The organism is Desulfobulbaceae bacterium (genome assembly GCA_013792005.1).
Classification (GTDB): domain Bacteria; phylum Desulfobacterota; class Desulfobulbia; order Desulfobulbales; family VMSU01; genus VMSU01.
Genome location: VMSU01000152.1, coordinates 1 through 18,243 on the forward strand (window position 1 = coordinate 1; position 18,243 = coordinate 18,243).

Sequence of the window (18,243 nt, forward strand, 5' to 3'; positions counted from 1 at the left end):
AAAGAAAAAAACAATCCCCAAATGCTTTTTTCCAGGAATCATCTAAAATCGATTGGGGCAATGTTTATAATATCTTTAACTGTATTGGTCCTGTTGGGGCTAGGCTTTATTGGTGGTCGTTATGCCACGATTGCTCCTCTTAGCAAACAAATCACAGTATTACAAAAAAAACAAACCCTCGGTAATCATTTAACAGAGGACGAAAAGAAAGACGTGATTCAAGCATATTACCAAGAAGGCCAGAATGCCAATGCGCTCGACAATTATTCATGGATGCCTCTTTGTCTATTAACGCCCTTTCTCGGGGATGCGCCAGCACCAGGGCAGCAAAATAATGCGCAAATTAACTCCATGCAATTCAGAAGTAGCCGTGAAGTTGAGATACCCAAACCAGATGGACTGTTTCGAATTTTTCTCACCGGGGGATCCACGGCGTATGGGTCGGGTTCCCCCAGCAACAACCGCACCATTGCGGGATACCTAGAAAAAAAACTAGCCGCCAATTTCCGCAGTAAAATTAAAAAAAACATAGAAGTATTCACTATGGCCAGTCCGGCATGGACCTCAACCCACGAACGCATTGCTATTGAAAATATCTTATCTGAACTTCAGCCGGATTTAGTTGTTTCCTTTTCTGGGAGTAATGATGTTCACTGGGGAGAGAGCGGCAGAGATATTTTAAGATTCCGAACGTATTTCGACAAAAACATATTCAACACAATCAAATACATCTATACACAGAGCCATAATATCAACTTAACGGACAACCTGCCTCCTTCGCCCAACTCTATTAGGCCGCAGGTAGTCGTTGATCGTCTTCTAAAAAACATCGAATTAAGCGCGTTCACCCTAAATTCAACCAAAACACCATATCTCTTCGTGCTCCAACCGACATTAGCAGCGGTATCTAAAACACTAACCACGAGAGAACAATCAATTCTTAAAAAACGGGTATTCGAGCTTCCTGAGCATCAGGAATATTTCGCATCGTGCTATGGAGCTATTAACAAAACACTCACTTCATTGATTGAAAAAAACACATGGGGAAACCTATATTATCAAAATCTTGATAATGTATTTGATGGACATGAAAAAGAAGAAATTTTCATCGATTCATATCATTTCGGCGACAGAGGAAACGAGATAATCGCCAAGGCTATCGCAAACAAAATTATCCATATATCCATCGATTAAAGCTCATTAATGATCAACATTTTTAACCAATCTAACAAATACGCACTTCTACATTATCTTTAATAACGAGATAATCACCTAATCTTGATCTGTAATCGTTATTTGCAATCTTTATGATATATGCATCATGAACCCAGTGCTGCTGGATATTATCAAACAGATCTCCCTCGGCTATAGCAGGAGAAAATGAATAATTACCTATTGCGAGTAATGGAAAATCGAATTCGAATTCAATAATCTTCGAATCATCTTTTTTAAAATTACCAACATTGATCCCTTCAACAAAAGTGTTCATACCAAGAATCTTTACCCCCTTCCCGTCACAGAGATGAAAACCAACAATGGGGCTATCAATGTCCTTATTCACCAGGATCTCAACAGAAAAAATGACTCTAACTCCCCCCTCAAATACTGTTATCTTCTGAGACTCTCCTTTATTGCGAAATAGCACTCTCTTAATTTCAGCTCCCATCGTGCCAAATGAAACACAATTCGCGACAGAAACCCACTCGGATTCATCAACTTCTGGGCAACTTACGACAACAGAACTCTTCTCGGATTGACTCTTTTCATCTGTAGCGATAGCTACTTCTCCATAGGTCATATACGAGATATAGTCTTTGCACACATCTGAGGGTGAACCACTTTTACAAATTTTCCCATCCAGCAGCCAAATAGCATGAGAGCAAAACTCAAGAACGGATCCGGTGTCGTGAGAAACGAAAAGAATCGTCTTACCTTGCTCTTGGAACTTCCTAATCCTCCGCAAACATTTTTGTCTAAACCTGAAATCACCTACCGCAAGTGCCTCATCGACTATAAGGACATCAGGATCGACATTTATTGCTACGGCAAAAGCTAATCTCACATACATACCTGAAGAATAAGTCTTTACCGGTTGCCTAACGAAATTGCCAATATCAGCAAAATCCAATATTTCTGATATCTTGGCATCTATTTCAGACGTCGAAAATCCTAGCAAAGAACTTTGGAAGTAGATATTCTCAAGGCCACTCAAGTCGGGGTTAAAGCCAGCACCCAACTCCAACAGGGCTGAAATTTTTCCCCGGACAATACATGTTCCACAACTTGCGCTCAATACTCCTGTGATTATCTGCAGAAGCGTTGATTTTCCCGCTCCGTTTTTCCCTACTATACCAACCACCTCTCCTCGCCCAATCGAAAAATCAATGTCCGCCAGAGCAAAGTATTCATTGTGATATTTCTTCCTGAATGGATGAAATGCCTCCTTTAGTCTATCCATAGGATTGTCATAAAGCTTATATATCTTTGACAAATTATGAATCTCTACAACAGTATCGTCTAGCATCAGTTTTACCTTTTACAATTATCAAACGAGCCCTTGCTTGAAGAACCCAATATGTAGGTTCAATATAGTTATTTAATTACGGGACATAACATGATACAAATTATAAACATATTATGAGACATACTCACAATGGCACCATTGTCCCTCAAAATTTCGACTTCGCTCTTGGTTTCCAATAAAAAAGATGCAGAACAAAAAGATCCCTCTGTCCCAACCGGTATCCTCGAATCGACTCCCACTTAAGACCGTTAGCACTGAATGTTCTAGGTTGCACAATCCCTCAAAAATTGTCGATCTCATACTAGAACAGAGTGTTCTCCATGGTGCCACCGATGTCCACATGGACAATACCAACGGCAACTTCAAAATTTTCTACAGGTTGCAAGGCAATCTCTATCTTATCGCCTCGTATTCGGAGTCGATAGCCCATCATATCGTTGAAGCTCTAAAAATTAAAACCAATATCCCCGTATCCGCAAGCAGAAAACCTTGTGTCGAGACAGGCTACTACTCAATCCCACCTCTCCATCATAATATTCCTGTTTTTTCCATTCCTTTTTCACCGATAGAAAGCGTTGTGATCCATTTTCCCTGCACAGATAGACACGCCCCGGCCAATCATAAAGCAACTATCCCTGCGAGAGATATAGAAAAAAAAATATTTATCTGGCAAATGGGGAAAGTTGGATCGGCATCGATTCTCAATTCCTTAAAAGGGTCAACTCACCCAACAACTTGGGACGTGACGAATATTGTCACTGACGACCACTGGCTTGTCCACAACAACTTGCTGCATACTCACTCGATTCAAATTTTATATAACTTTCTTCATCAAACCGAAGAAGAATTTATTGTTATCAGCTTGGTCAGGGATCTGGTTGCCAGAAATATTTCCAGTGTTTTCGAATCAATGTGCAGAAATGCCCCATGGAATAAATTGTTTATTGCCGAAAAGGATGATTTCATAAAATTACCCTATAAACATCAGGAAGATAAGATAACAATGAAACTCTCTGAGCTTAACAGAGATGAAGGAATTCTTTCATGGTATGATAATTTATTTAAAAGTCACTTTTACTATCCGGAAACAGAGAAATATCTCCTTGATATATACAGCAAGAAGTTTGATCAAGAAAGAGGTGTCCAGACATACTTAGGTAATAATAATCGTGTAAAAATGATCATAATCCGCCTTGACAACCTCAACGAATCAGAACAAAAAATTGGTGAGTTTTTAGAAATAACTAATTTCAAATTAGTTAAAGATAATCTTTCAAAAGATAAGTGGTACAAACCGATTTACGAGAAATTCCTTAGCAGATACGCGCCTCCCAAAAATGAAATCGACAGGATTTATCAATCAAAATTCATGAAATATTTTTATTCTCCAGGCCAGATTGATACACTGATAGCACACTGGACAAAGCGACAATAAATAAGGAGAGTTAAGTGAGAAACCATGGTGTAGCCTGTGTTCATCGAGAAGGGGCACATTGGGAGTTTAGTTGTGCCAATACAAAAGGATACCGATTTTATTCCGGTACGGCATACACTAACACGGAGACAGATATTCTTCGTCTCATAGCCGACATCCACCAGCAATTAAAACAGATGGAAGTAGCCACCAGTCGAGTTGCTTTGGTCGACACCCTACCCAAAGTAGATGCGATTTTCTATAAGCTGGCAGACAATTTCAATTTTCCGATTGTTATCGACCCCGCCCGCCTAAAATTGCATGAAAAACGCCTTGGCAGAACTTTTTCAAATTTTGCCGAACTGGGGGCTGAGGCGGCAGTCAGCGGCTGGACCACTGAAATACTGTTGATAGAGACGACCAACATTTGCACTTTCAAATGCCTGTATTGTCCACAAGACATAATGCAGCGCAAAAAGGAGCGCCTCCCCCTTCCGACAGTAAAAAAAATCATCGAAGAATATGCGTCTAATGCTATCGGCACCTTGGGCTTTCATGTCATGGGAGAGCCTACGACAAACCCGGACTTGCCTGAAATAATTGGACTAGCGGCAAAATTCCACATTGGCCATGCGCTAATCACCAACGCATCCATCCTGAAACGGGAAACTGCCGAGGACCTATTCCGACGTGGACTCCGGCATATCATGGTCAGTGTCCAGACATTCACCAATGAGCAACACAAAACCATAAAACGCCCCGCTCCAAAATATGATTACGAAACAATCATGCAGAACGTTAAAGACATAATTCTCGCGAAATGGGCCATCGCCCCCAATGCCCGTCTTGAAATTCATGTCATGGATAACTCCATATACCGCCCGCAAGGTGTCAATATTGTTGCCAACAACTCCGATGCGCAACGTGTTATTGCCTTCTGGAAAAACTTCATCCGTGAAACTGCATTGGAATTTGGTGACGCGAGCGTTGTTTCCAATCTTCCAAACCAAGCCCCGGTTGATTTTTCTCAAATCACTTGGCCATTAGGGGAATATACTCTTGCGCCCATGGTCTTCTTAATCTTCAAAAAAGCAGGGCATTGGATCCAGGATTTCACTCAACAAAATGAATTTATCATTCCGGTTAAAAAAGGGGTCTGCCGGGCGGTCTGCAGAAATTTCACCCAGCACCGACAGTTGGGAATCCTTTCCAATGGTGACGCAGTGATGTGCTGTTACGATTATGACGGAAAGACAGCATTTGCCAATATTAAGGAAACCCCTCTCGATATCGTTGATGTCCAAGCAGAAGGATACAGAGAACAGCTCGTGGGGAATGATGGCATCCCCTTCCCCGTCTGCAAAAAATGCTTGGGCTTTCGAATTAAGGGTCTTGACGATAACTTCTCATCACGAAAACAAGAAGAAATGATCCCAATCGAACGAGCCGCTATTTACTTCGACAACGAGCTTAACGCCTTGACCCTTATGAGGCGACTGACAAGTGCCAGTATCGAGGTCATCGCTTTTATTACGAGACCGAACCCGACAATATCGTTTAACGAAGGTAATAGCTCAAGAGAAGGGGTAAAATTTTACGCGTTTAACCAAATTCCCGATGAAGTCGAAGTAGTGCTCTTCTGTCCTGAATGGCACCATGACAACTCAGTCGTGGAACAAATGAAAAAACTTTATCCCAACTTAATGATTGGGCAGGTAGATCCTGTTGCCTTGGACCCGTTTCGGCCACTTACCCCTGGCACTCCGCATGAAAACAGACTAATTGAGGTCCAAAGGAGAGAAAACCTTCTTGAAAAAGAGGTGGCCAAATTGCGCGAGGAGAAAGAAATCTTGCAAGAAAAACTAAAGAACTCATTCCTGAGTCGAATAGCGCGACTATTAAAAAATCAATAACAGAATAAGCATCTTAGTCGTCCCACAAAGGCATTCCTCACTGCCCAAAGCAATGAACCACAACAATAGCAATCTAGTGGTTACGGTTACCTGACAAATTAATCTTCGAAATAAATATAATTGTAATCCATCCACCTCAGCTTTTTTTATGACCTATTACTTCTCCTCTTAGTGACAGTGGCCCGAGCGGAGACTCCGTTACCCCCGTATCCTCAAAATTGGCAGGAAAAAAGACAAATTCAGACTACATGATTTCGGATAATTTTATCAAAACACCAATCATCGTAGTGCTATGGCCTTTTTTTAATCCCCAATAGTTCTAAATTCTGATCAATCACTGAGCCAAGCATTTCGGCTGCCAACAAATGCCCTGCTGCATTCCAATGGTCATCAACATTCAAAAATTTTGAAATTCCATCGTTTCGCCGGCGGACTTCACTCTCAAAGTCGAGAAAAAAAACATTCTTATAGAGTACGGAGAAATCCCTCAGCAACCAACGGTCAGAATCACTACTATCCTCCATGTGGATAAACACTTTATCTGACGTATCCATAAGAAGTAATGGCCTATCCTTCGAATCCTTATATAATTTTGCTAGACCATACCAGACATACTGCTGTTGTATTGTAGCCCGAGGGACAGGCGAAGTCGGTGGATTGGGCGGCGACAAATTGTCGTAACAGAAACGAAGGCGAGCTTTTCTTGCCCTTCTAATCTGAGGGTTTTGCTTGTCAGCGAAAAAGGGTAACAGATAATTGTCATAGAACGCAAAAAGATAACTCCCCTTCCAAAATCTTTCAAATCTCCAGTAATTGATGTTATTCAGCTTGGACTCTTCGTCCCATGCGTCCCTCGATATTTTCGCACGAAAGATCTCTGCGCCGAACTCTCCATTCACGAATGGAGGAGGGTCAATTGGATCATTGTAACAGTACAAGTAGATAATGAATATCGGATCAAACTGCTTTCCATACAGCTCATATGTGTTAAGAACCTGATCTAGGGAATAACCAGACTGAGCCATATTCAAGACTTGGATGGCAGGATCTATTTGACGTAACCTCATTTCTAGTAACGAGGAAAATGTTTCTCCTTCTTCGACCCCCCAACCAAAGGCAAAAGAATCACCAAGAACAACGATGTTTTTCCTTTCAGGTGAAAAGTCCCAATCAAGCCCCCGAAATCCATTGTTATTCGTACTGAACGTATAGTTAAGATAATCGCGATACTCCACATGAACACCCTGCAAATCAGGGAGTAGAGTGTTTCCTAGCACGGGGTGATACTGCCCATATAAATACTGAACAATCGGTCGCCGATACTGATAGACATGACGTTCAATCCCCTGAATATGCAAATTAGGCAATAGGATTTCAACTGCAGCAAGCGCCATAAAACTACTACCAACCACTAACGCGATATCAATAATAACCCTAACGGCAACCGATTTCTTTTGCATCTACGCCTCGTGTTAACCAGGGACTCGGAGCACTACCTACCTTGCATATCACAAAGCCAGTGTTGTTTGAGTGCCACAAGATAGTTCGTGACACCTCTTCGCTCGATACTTCCAGCCACGAGGACGCCGCTAATCAGAAAAAACCCATTTACAGCCAATGCGCCAATCCATATTGACCCCTTAAATATACTATTAAGCGGATCCTCAAGTCCAATGCTGTTCTGAACCGCAAAACTATGTCCTATGTCCATACAACACAGCCCACGAAAAAAAGATCCTTATGACCGTCAAATTGTTTTTACGACAACCATCAAAATCCTTCAAACTTAACTGTAAAGTCATATTCCTCTCAACTTGTGAAATACAGAAAAGTGTTTTCCCTGTAACTTTCCAAAACCAAGGCCAACTCGACCAAGAAAATTCATCGTACCGACTAACATAACTTAAAAAAATTAAGCACTTTTCTAAAAAATGTCTCCTGAGATGAAACTGGAAATCTCTGCAACATCGAGGCATCCATTTCCATCTCCAATTGCCTCACCCTCTCAGAGAGACGGGCGTTCTCTTCCAGTTGCCGTTCCAACTCCGCCTCAACCCGGTCTCGGTAATATTTATTGGCGTCTTCGGCCAATGTTGTGACAGCCGCTCTGGAAGAGCCAATAAAAAAGGCAAACAAAGTCGGCACTCTCCTCTTTTTTGTTTGGCTACGATCATGATCAATAATCTGCTTTAGGAGGGCTTTCGCCTCAGGATCATTCTTGCTGAACTCTTCGACATTGTTCCATAACAACTGATAGGCGATCCCCCCCCCAAGATCTCTGCGTTCAACCACCTCAAAGAAATGCTCGAACGTAGAAATGACGTCGGCCGCGCGAACCGCTTCGGTAATATCCCCCCTGATAAAAGTATCGATCCCGAACTGCAGCGGATGTTTCGTCATGAATCTGGCGGGAAAGGAATTATTAAATGCCATCAATTCGTGCAAATGCTCGGCCGAGTACTGATTTCTGTTAGGCCCGACATAATCCCAATTGACGAACAATCCGTCAGGCTGCAAGGCATTGGCAAGCCTCTCCAACAAACTCTCCAGGCAGGCACAATGGTGGAGGGCTGCGACATTGATAATCAAATCGTACTGTTTTTTCAGACGAAGGGTTTCAAATGTCGATTTAAAGTAGGTAACAGGCCGATTGCCTTGGAGCGCCCGTGCCTGATCCAAATAGTCGTCCGAATAGTCAAACGCATCGAACTCAAGCGCTACACCAACGTCGAACAACTCCCGCTCTATCCGTCCATTACCGCAGGCAAGAATCAGACAACGACGAAACGGGACCTTGGCATAACGCTGTTTAAGGTATGGTATCCACCAAAGATTCCTATCTCCGGTGGCGCTTTCGCAGAGATACGCCCGCACCTCCGGCAGATCGTTCCAGAACTTATCGGCATAATGGTTAATTCCTACTGGAGGTGTTTTTTCTTGGATCTCGGATGACATGATTCAATCCACTTGAGCAGAGCCATTGGTAAAGGTTGCTTCGCGTCGACTCGTTCTAAGAGAAAAGCAAAAAGACGATGTCTGGTTTAAGAATCGAAAAGCAGCCTAATTAAGCTCCTCTATTTTTCTGACCATCCAGTTATTGCCTACTTTTGTATAATAGAGTCTTAAGTGATGGCGCTCAGATTGCGATTTATCACCAAAAAACAATACTTCCTTCCACTCGACATCAACGGCCTCTTCGAGATCTTTACTGGCCGTAATCGTGCCCTCCGGGAATTGAGCGCCGGTTATTCCAGCTAGACTCTTAAGCCACTCTATCCGGTTATTCAGCACCATTACGCACTGGCCGACATACTTCTCGGCAGACAAAGCGCGACAAATTTCAGTGGCATCCTTAGTATGGGACACCGGCAATAAATTATTATAGAAAGAGATAAACGTTTGTCCGGCACTCTCAAGATCATGGAGTACAATCGGAGCACTATTGATAATGGAAGAATGTTCCGATTGTGCTGCTTGCGAATCAATTTCACTGACAACCGGGGACTTGTTAGAAGCATGTTCTTTGGAGGATGGTGACGAATCTTGTTTAACGGCGACAGCAGGCAAAGCGCTCCATGCCAGTAGCATCAAAATAACAAATAGATGACACCCTAGCTCACGGCAAGAAGTTGCCGAATGAAGTTTACTCACAACTGGACAACGATCGTTTTGACTGTTTTTATTTAACATATCCAAGCCCCCTTAGGTCCTCGATGACTTTTCCGTCATCACCAAGCGATGATTTAAGCTGTTGTTTCTTGAAGTTGGTCTTATAGGTCGATATATAGCTCACAGAGTTGTTGGTACGAAATTCGTTAGTAAAGTACCCATCCAAAGGACGCCCAGAAATATCTTTCGCCACCGGAAGGCGGAGGGCATAGAGCAGTGTTGGCAGGAAATCAAGCTGGGTCGGCATCTCCAAGTTATCCGTAGCATCCGCTTCTCTTCTTACGTCACGACCGGACATAATGAAAACTGTCTCATCTTTATGATTCCCGGAAAGCCCCAGTTTCGGAGTATCCTTGATAACGCTCGGATCAGGACCGAAACCATGATCCGACAGGACAAAGATCAGGGTCTTCTCATCGCAGAGAGTAAGCAACGTTCCCACCAGTTCATCGATGAAGGCATAATACTCCGGAATAATCCTCCCCAAACGAGCGACATTATCCCCACTGACCGTAATGCCTTCCTTACGAAACGGTTCCGGGTCCATGTATTGCCAGAAAGCATGCTGAACGTGATCAATGCCCTGCAGGTAAATCGACAGCACTTCCAGATTTTTTTTTGCACTAAGCTCTTTGGCAATATCGATGTAAATTCTATCCCGGCAATAGATTCTAATGAGCCGATCAGCAATCAGCTTATTAAGCTGATACTCCTCTTGTCCTTCGGAAAAATGTGTTTTGTACTCGCTGTCATAGGGATAGCTCGTAAACCGGGGCAGAAATTCAAAGTTTCCGGCATAATCATCCAGAATAAATTTGGTCGTGTCAATAATGCCTTCCGGGTAGACTTTTTGCGGTCTCTCCTGCCAATAGACCCTATCGCCTATCATAATTCCACCATCCCGCTCAGCCGGCCATGTAGCCCACCAAGCCAGCGTAGCGGCTTTTACCATATTACTGTCCAAAATATTCCAAAAAGCAGGGACTTTTCGAGAAGCGCTATTCACGGGTTTTCCATCAATGGTAAAATCGGTAATCCCATGAATTTCCGGGGGGACGCCAGTAGCAATACTCGTCCAAATTACCGGAGAACTCAAAGCAAAGTTGGTCGGGATAGTTTTCTTAAACCCATTATTGATTATTTTTTTCAGATTAAGCAATTTTCCCTGACTCAGATAATCGTCAACAAGCGATGGCTCCATCCCATCAATTCCAACAACAAGCACTTTTAATTTTTTTGTTTCTGGCGGCTTGGCAGATGAACAACCGAAAAACGTGAACGTTGCAACAAAGAGCAATAAAACAGTTCCATGTTTTTTCAACAATTTCTCCTCCTGTCGCTAAATAGACCACCGAACCATGCTGTTCTCATACGATGATTAACTATCACCCGCGATTCGAATTTTTCCTTGCAAGTAACAACTCAAGAGCCCACATACCGAACTCTCATCCATCACAGCACTCTTCAAAAAAAATACTCCGTAAACCAACACCGAGAACTCGGGAATCTCTAGCCAATCCTAACTCCTTGGGACTCTTCGGTTGAGGTATATCGAATCTAACCCAAACCATATCGTGACCCCCCTGCCGTCCAGCCGGCAAAATACAGGTTCTGGTTTGATATTCTTCCCCGAAGCGGCAACACACCATTTCCACCGGTTGAGTATTCACTTGGATGTTGATCGTCATTTCCGGGTACTGTTCCGTTACATATCCATGAAACGCAATAATCATACGGAGGTCTCCTCTCAAGGACTTCGGAACTTCGATGATGAGTTCGGCAATGCCTCCATCCGACCAGACTCCCCAAGGTTCCGAAAAAGACCAACCACTCCCCAAGTATTTTCTCGGTTCCGGAGAAAGTGAAGAAAAATCAATGCGTACTTGACGATCCGACAAAAACAATGTCTCGGGAATAGGCATCAAGGCCCTAAGTACACGATGACCCCAGATATCCAGGTACTCGACGTTATCGGTTTGTGCGGCGACTATTTTTTCTATGAAGGCTTGGTAGCGAGCTGCCCAATCAATTGTTGTCAGATAGAGTTTATTATAAGCAATGACAATAGGGATAACGTTTCCGACTTTCTGTAGAAATTGGTTTGCTCCTTCTGCTACCCCAGGCCAATCTCTATTTTCAAAATCATCCAATATAATTACGCCGCCAACTTCAATCACCTGAGAGGCTAACATCAAATCATTTTCCGTATGCTGCACTGTATGGCATCCATCAATGCTAAACAATCGAACTTTCTGCCCACTAAGCTCCTTGATCAATTGACTGATTTGGATCTTGAGGCTATCAGATTTAAGGATACAAATGTTCTCCATCGTCCCCAGCCTGTTAAGCAAATTGGCAGAAAAAATCCCGTAATCGCCGATGCCGGCTCCATCCAAGTTAAACTCCTGATCTTCAAAGACATCAACAGCAAGTGCCCTCTCGCCCCGCCTCAACAACAAGCACAAGGCGATAAAAAAACGACCATGAAATACTCCAATTTCAATAACACTGCCACGAATCGTATTGTTCTGTTGAAACCGATCTATAAAATGAACCAACGCGAGCGTATGTGAAGAAAGCCAGCCCTCCACCTCCTTATGGCCTGCCCGGGAGAAATAATCTGCCTTATTTTCAAATGGGAACAACCCGCTGTCAGACAATGGCCAGAAAAGATTAACTATCTTTTTCAATATCGACATTATTTCTTCCGATTATTAGTTCAATAGATCGTTGGGAAGTAATTCTGCAATAGTTTCCTCGCTCAGCAAAACTGTATGCTCGAGAGAGAGAAGTGCTACCACTAAAAACTTATTTCCGCCAAAAGCTTACTCATGTGAATTCTGGCAGAGAGAAGGCACCGGCGTAATAAATTTTCACCCCAGCTCCAGCACCGGCAACCGGAACAGCTGGCTGGCTGGCCAACGATTCTGTAGCAACAATCACCCGATTCCTCCGGCCATCGACTATCCCACGGAAAAGAATGGCTTCATCTTGGTAAACTGGATAAACAAACTCTTTGTCGCCGTAATGAATCTTGAGACGAAAAGGACCTCCACCATAGGAGGCCAGTGAGAAATTGAGCCGCAAAACAAGCAACTGCCTCTGCTCAGATTTGGGTAGTACTAATTCTCCGTCACTCCCGATTAACCCCAACGCCCAAAAACCGTTATCCTGTTTGGCAAAATTCCACTGGAAGTCAGGAAAGTTGGCCCGAAGAGCTTCCCTCTCTGCTGCACCAAACAACGAAATACATGAGTTGGATTGCCTTATATTGCGCAGGGAGTTCTCGCAAAAAGTAATTCGGACACCATCTATTACGGGAAAACCTGCCCGAAACTTGTCGTGTTTTTTATTACTGTCACTTCCGCCAACATCAGACGTACACGCTCTCATGCGGCCGATAAACGTCAATGCCCCTCCGAAAATGGTTGCGGCTTGAGCATGATATTCAGAGCACTCATGGTCGTGAGGCAGCAATTGAATTTTTCTGGCAAGGGAATCAAACATTGCCTTCACCTCATTCTTACCAGGAAGACTAAAACCGAGTCCTCGGGCGGTCCTGTCAAACGTCGGACGAACCTTGTCAAGCCGATCACAAAAATCCTTGGCCATCCTCCGTGACAAGCCGGCAAAAGAGTTATTTCCCTTACTCCAGACGAGCCACAATTCACCTAGCACTCCGACTTTACCCACGTAGTGTGGTGTCACTTCTAACGGCGCGCAACCATGCCCGCACAGGCTTTCGATCCAATCCTGCAGCAAAATCTCCTGATTCTCAATCATCCCAAAAAGGATCTCGTCTCGGCTACCGGGAGTGGGCTCGGCAACCGTTGTCAAAAGTTCTTCCGATTCCAATGCCTTCTCAAACCCCGTCAACTTCCCCAACCGGTTCGTCCGAAACTTGTAAAAACATGCCTCCCGCTTAAAAGGCTCCTGAAACACGCACAGGAGTCCGTTCGGTGCTATGACTCTATGGATCTCTCTTACTACCCTTTTATAATCGCGCGAGTGGTGCAGTGTGGCAAAAATATAGACAACATCAAAATAACCGTCGGTAAAAGGCAAATCATGAAAATCACCTACCACCAACTCAACTCTCTCATTCTTTGAAGAAACCTGATCTCTTCCTAACCGCAAAGTGGATTCGGACAAATCAAATAGCGTCACCTCAGCGCCATATTTTTCCTGTAGCTTATATCCTGTCGTGTGGGCGTATGCCCCAATCTCGAGTATTGTTGATGGGTTTTTATCCATCAACTGATCAATACGATCAGCAACCTGCTGAAAATGTTGCTCACTCACCGAGTCCAAGGTTGCGTCGTATGTCAACGAATGCCACGCGAACTCACCCAAGAGGGGAATATAGTTATCCAACCCTTCGAGAGGACATGACACTTCATCGGCACAAAGGAGAGATTGCTCTCTTTTGCCCAACAATGTGCAGCGCATTAGACTCTTGAAAAAAATCATTCGGGAATGTACTCCTGATTATCGATAGTTGAGGAGTTTACATGGAAAAAATCCGGCAGAATTCAACAACACGTTTCTCTGTGTCCCGCAAAAACAGACTGTAACAATCGCACCCTGGACAAAATCAGAGGAAAGTCGTTAGCACTCATAAAGCAAATTAGCCAAGACCCTTAAATTAAAAACCAACTCCCGAAAACTCACCTACTTAATATATCCAAGAGACCTCAATTTTTGTACTTGCTCTTTCGAAAGCCCCTCGCTAGGGGCTACTCCCTGAACTGACGACTCAATTATCCGGCACGGATCACCTCCCATCGCCTCACGAAGCTTTGCGGAAAGATCCTTGATTTGTAGATGGCCTTCTCCTAGATTAGCCTTTTCCATAGGATCATTGTTCAAGTCAAATATCTGCCTCTGTTTTTTCGGTGTACAGCTCTCAATCAACTTTACATTCCGCTGCCGGATACTTGCTTCAAACTTTTCGGATTTGGTCATAGCAATGGCCAAGGTTACTTTTTCATCGAGATTAGCCGTACCCACATCGATCCCATCTAAGGAAAATCCACAAGGAACACCAAGAATTCCGGAAAGTGTCGGGAAAAAGTCGACATTGGCATAAGGTATGTCCGTTCTTCCGCTGCGCAAAGCATGCGGATGCCGAACAATCAAAGGAATCTTAACAACCTCCTCAAAGAGAGAATCGTGCTCCGTGCCACCGTGTTCAAGAAACTCCTCTCCGTGATCAGAGGTCAAAATTATCACTGTATTATCCATGAGCCCAGCAACTTTAATTGCTTCAATAATATTGGCGAAGATGTTATCTGCATAATATACCTTGCCATCATAGAGTTGACGGACATATTTGATTTCTTCGGGAGACTCCAATGTATAATTGACGGGGACGGATTGTTTGAATCTTCCGTTATAATTCGAATCATAGAACTGCTTAGACATCTCATAATAATCGTAGGGAGCATGGGGTGACAGGAAGTGAAACCAGGAAAAAAATTTATCGCCCTTATACTGCTCAATGCTTGAGAGTACCTTCGGTAGCATGTCCGCATCATCCGAAGATTCTATCACCTCAAAATGGTCAAATCCTTGATCAAAGTGGCGCTCCTTATTAATCTGCACGTTATCAGTAATAAAGGAGGTCACATACCCCTTTTCGTGTAAATATCCCGCCAAGGTCTGCTCTGACACTAGTTTCCATTTAATGAAAGAACGAAACGGCATCCTGCCGGTAAAAACCGATGCAAAGGAAGTCGGGGTTGACTGCGCAGTACTATGGGCCTGGTCAAAGACCAAAGCCTCTACGGCAAATGAATCAATAACAGGGGAAGTCTTTTTCTGCGCGTTGTAAACGCCAAGCGCATCTGCTCGGAGAGCATCAAAGCTGATTACGATTACATTCAATCCCGGCTCAATAGGAATAAATTGATGTAAATCCCCTCGTCGACCTGACCGATCGCACCCCATGCACATAGCAAGGGCAAGCACCAACATCAGCCATCGAGTCACCAATATGCTCCGATTTACCATCGCAAGTCCCACCCGTGTTGGAAAAAATAATTAGAAACTTTGTACCCTACCCAAGAAATCATAAGGGTCGTAGTCGCCAGGAGCAAACAAAAAAGGAAATCATACACTTCCGCTAAAATATCGAATCACTTTCACCATAAAAAAAGTACGATTTTTTGAGCAACTTGCAACAAGATATCATTAAGATTTCTTAATCGCCGATATTGGTAACGACCAATTAACAATCCACTTAATCCCAAAACCTAAATTTGGACGTCGGCAAAAATCGACTGCATCAAATCCGGCACGGGTTAACTCTTTTTGGAGAGATCTTCGGGTGAATATCCGCTTTTCGAGTGTCGCTCCGCATCCCCCATGAAATTCAAGTTCAGTGAAGGTCTGCACTCGTCCATCCAGAGTAGCATTGATAAGTACCCTCCGGCCATCATGCTGAGAAATATGATAGCTATTTAAATCGGGAAAATGTTCAAGTGTCATTTCAAAATTCATAAAAGGCACAGTAATAATACAAATCCCCTTGGGTTTAAGCAGATTAAATAAATTACAAAATCCTTTACTTACCGGTGTATCGATATGCTCAAGCACATCACTGACGATGACAAAATCGTACTTTCCATGCTCACTGCTTGGGATGTCAGTAATATCGAGCCGAGGTTCGGTATGAAAAAAAGTGTTGATGTAAGAAAACTTCGTTCCCAAAATTTCTGCATACCCTTTCCAGTCACTCACACCTAACCCTATGATCGACTTATCCATCGGGAATTCAACAAGAGCGACACTCTTACCGTATAAGTAATTGGAGAGGATATCAATTATTGCCCGATAACGTAAATTTGAGCTGCAGGAGGCACAGGACGCCAGTTCGCGATCAAAAGCCACCAGCTCACGCTTTTCGTTGTAATGCCCACAGATATTACACTGAAATTGAATCGACCGTTGCGATAATTTCATCCGACTCTCAATCAGAGAACCCCATAACAAATGCAACTTACGGACCAAGTGGAATCGATATCGCCTGAATGCCAGCATAACAATCTTCAGCATATCCATAAAGACTCCATATGTTATAAAAACCCCTTGATGGGAAACGTACGCTTCCCATCTGCCCGGTTATAAAAAAAGGAGAGTCGATAACCTGCTATGATGCAGGCTGTCGACTCTCCTTTTTAAGATTATACAACTATATCAAGTTATGGCATAGTAAGCGACTGCCAACCAGCCTTCTGCATATATCTACTAGGTGCAGTTGTACACTTTATATAAGTGTTATCACGAATCGCATAGGTCCACCATACTGTCTTACTTCCTACCAAGGTTGATGCCTTGTATGTATAAGTTTGTGTTGTGGGAGTCGGAACATCAGTCAAGACTTTATTAACGTTCACACCAACAACACCGGTGTCCTCGATGAACTGGAACCGCAATTGTGCCGTACTACCATCATTACCGCATGTGTTTGCAGCGTTCTTAGCTGCGTCATTATAATCATAGTCAAGAGATCTATCAATAATTTGAATCGTGTTAGCATTCACAATCGATGCTGTATAATCCATTACCGGATTGTCATTGACAGTGGGGGACACCGTACCGTTAGTGCAAGTAGTCCAAGCTCCGAAGATCCAACCACCGTTTCGACGCGGCACCGCTACGTAATTATTAAATGATTGCGGATCATTGTCAAAGGTGGTGTAACGAACGATGATATCAGGGTTTGCCGCCATAAAGGTATCAGAAAAAGTGTACCGGGAAATTTTATTTTCCTGTGGCTTATCAGTTAGTAATGGATATTCAAAGAAGTTACCTTTATTCCACCAATTAATTCTCAGCTGTCCTGGGGTAGTTGTAGTATGTCCGCCACTACGAGTTATGGCCTTCACGGAATCATTATAATCAGGATCATATGATCGATCAATCAACTCATAAGTGTGGGGGGCTACATTATAACATGATGCTATCGGCTGCACAGGATCAATATTTTGACAGGCCGAAGGATCTGTAACACAAGGATCAGGGCAAGCCCCAGCATCATTCGCAGTCCAATTCCTTGAATAATTGTGACAAATAACCGTACAATTCTTCGTCGTTGCATTCCAGGTTCCTGTTCCAGATGCAATGTTTTTATCCATAATAATCGGCGTGCCATACCAATCACCACCACCTTTGACATCGTAAACAGCGTTGACGTGGTTTGTTTTATTGGAGAGCACAGAGACACCGGAGCCATTATTTTGAACTGTATCGGCATGACAGTAGAAGCAAGGCATGCTCAGATTCTTAACATGGGTGAGATGCTTACCTGAAGTCATGGTATTTGCCATGCCGTTTCTAAAGCCATGGCAGTTGTTACATTTTACCGTGTCACCCTGCGGATCGGCCGAACTGCCGTCCCATGCTAGCGAGGTGTTCAATGTAGATGTTGCGCAGTTACGTCGAACCGCTGTGCCATCGCTATGACAATACACGTTGCTGCAGGTCATACTGCCATTATTTATGGCGCCAGTATTGGTTACCGTCGTTTTGTTAGTGCCAACATATGGCACTGTTACGCTCGCCTGTCCGTTATAAGAGGCCAAGTACCCCATGAACTTGCCCCAACTGAAACCGATCTGGATACCGTCGCCCTTCACGACATTGTCCGGGGCATTGATTCTGTCCATCCCGGTGCCATAGTGACAGGTGCCGCACGGGAAATTATATCCAGAAGTTGTCGC

At 43.5% G+C, this 18,243-nt stretch carries 12 protein-coding genes; 2 read left to right on the top strand and 10 right to left on the bottom strand.

Features of this window, described 5'->3' with window-relative positions; genetic code table 11:
- Positions 1-1,225 precede the first annotated feature (1,225 nt).
- A complete protein-coding gene (locus tag FP815_09230; GenBank protein ID MBA3015122.1) occupies positions 1,226-2,524 on the bottom strand; it encodes an ABC transporter ATP-binding protein in 1,299 nt (432 codons plus the stop codon).
- Between the two features lie 184 nt (positions 2,525-2,708).
- Between FP815_09230 and FP815_09235 the strand changes: the two genes are divergently transcribed.
- On the top strand, positions 2,709-3,959 hold the full coding sequence (locus tag FP815_09235) for a hypothetical protein (protein ID MBA3015123.1): 1,251 nt from the start codon (positions 2,709-2,711) through the stop codon (positions 3,957-3,959).
- A 176-nt stretch (positions 3,960-4,135) separates the two neighbouring features.
- Positions 4,136-5,851: a radical SAM protein gene (locus FP815_09240; GenBank protein ID MBA3015124.1), complete on the top strand. Its 1,716-nt coding sequence runs from the start codon at positions 4,136-4,138 to the stop codon at positions 5,849-5,851.
- Positions 5,852-6,141: 290 nt separating this feature from the next.
- On the opposite strand, the gene FP815_09245 is transcribed toward FP815_09240, so the two are convergent.
- The 9 genes from FP815_09245 to FP815_09285 form a co-directional block, all read right to left on the bottom strand.
- Positions 6,142-7,311: a hypothetical protein gene (locus FP815_09245; protein ID MBA3015125.1), complete on the bottom strand. Its 1,170-nt coding sequence runs from the start codon at positions 7,309-7,311 to the stop codon at positions 6,142-6,144.
- 433 nt (positions 7,312-7,744) lie between these two features.
- Positions 7,745-8,806 (bottom strand): class I SAM-dependent methyltransferase, encoded by a 1,062-nt coding sequence (locus tag FP815_09250; protein MBA3015126.1) that lies wholly within the window; start codon positions 8,804-8,806, stop codon positions 7,745-7,747.
- A 105-nt stretch (positions 8,807-8,911) separates the two neighbouring features.
- Positions 8,912-9,541 carry a hypothetical protein gene (locus FP815_09255; protein ID MBA3015127.1) on the bottom strand — a complete coding sequence of 210 codons (630 nt, stop codon included), beginning with the start codon at positions 9,539-9,541 and terminating at the stop codon, positions 8,912-8,914.
- On the bottom strand, positions 9,531-10,841 hold the full coding sequence (locus FP815_09260) for a hypothetical protein (GenBank protein ID MBA3015128.1): 1,311 nt from the start codon (positions 10,839-10,841) through the stop codon (positions 9,531-9,533). Before FP815_09260 ends, FP815_09255 begins: the two co-directional genes overlap by 11 nt.
- 124 nt (positions 10,842-10,965) lie before the next feature.
- Entirely contained in the window at positions 10,966-12,219 is a 1,254-nt protein-coding gene (locus FP815_09265) for a class I SAM-dependent methyltransferase (protein ID MBA3015129.1), read from the bottom strand.
- 130 nt (positions 12,220-12,349) lie between these two features.
- Positions 12,350-13,990, bottom strand: coding sequence for a class I SAM-dependent methyltransferase (locus FP815_09270; protein MBA3015130.1), 1,641 nt, complete (start codon positions 13,988-13,990; stop codon positions 12,350-12,352).
- A gap of 201 nt (positions 13,991-14,191) precedes the next feature.
- Complete coding sequence (locus FP815_09275) at positions 14,192-15,532, bottom strand: sulfatase (protein ID MBA3015131.1); 1,341 nt, start codon at positions 15,530-15,532, stop codon at positions 14,192-14,194.
- A gap of 180 nt (positions 15,533-15,712) precedes the next feature.
- Positions 15,713-16,582, bottom strand: a complete 870-nt coding sequence (locus FP815_09280) for a methyltransferase domain-containing protein (protein ID MBA3015132.1) — start codon at positions 16,580-16,582, stop codon at positions 15,713-15,715.
- A gap of 140 nt (positions 16,583-16,722) precedes the next feature.
- A complete protein-coding gene (locus FP815_09285) occupies positions 16,723-18,189 on the bottom strand; it encodes a CxxxxCH/CxxCH domain-containing protein (protein ID MBA3015133.1) in 1,467 nt (488 codons plus the stop codon).
- Between the last annotated feature and the right edge of the window lie 54 nt (positions 18,190-18,243).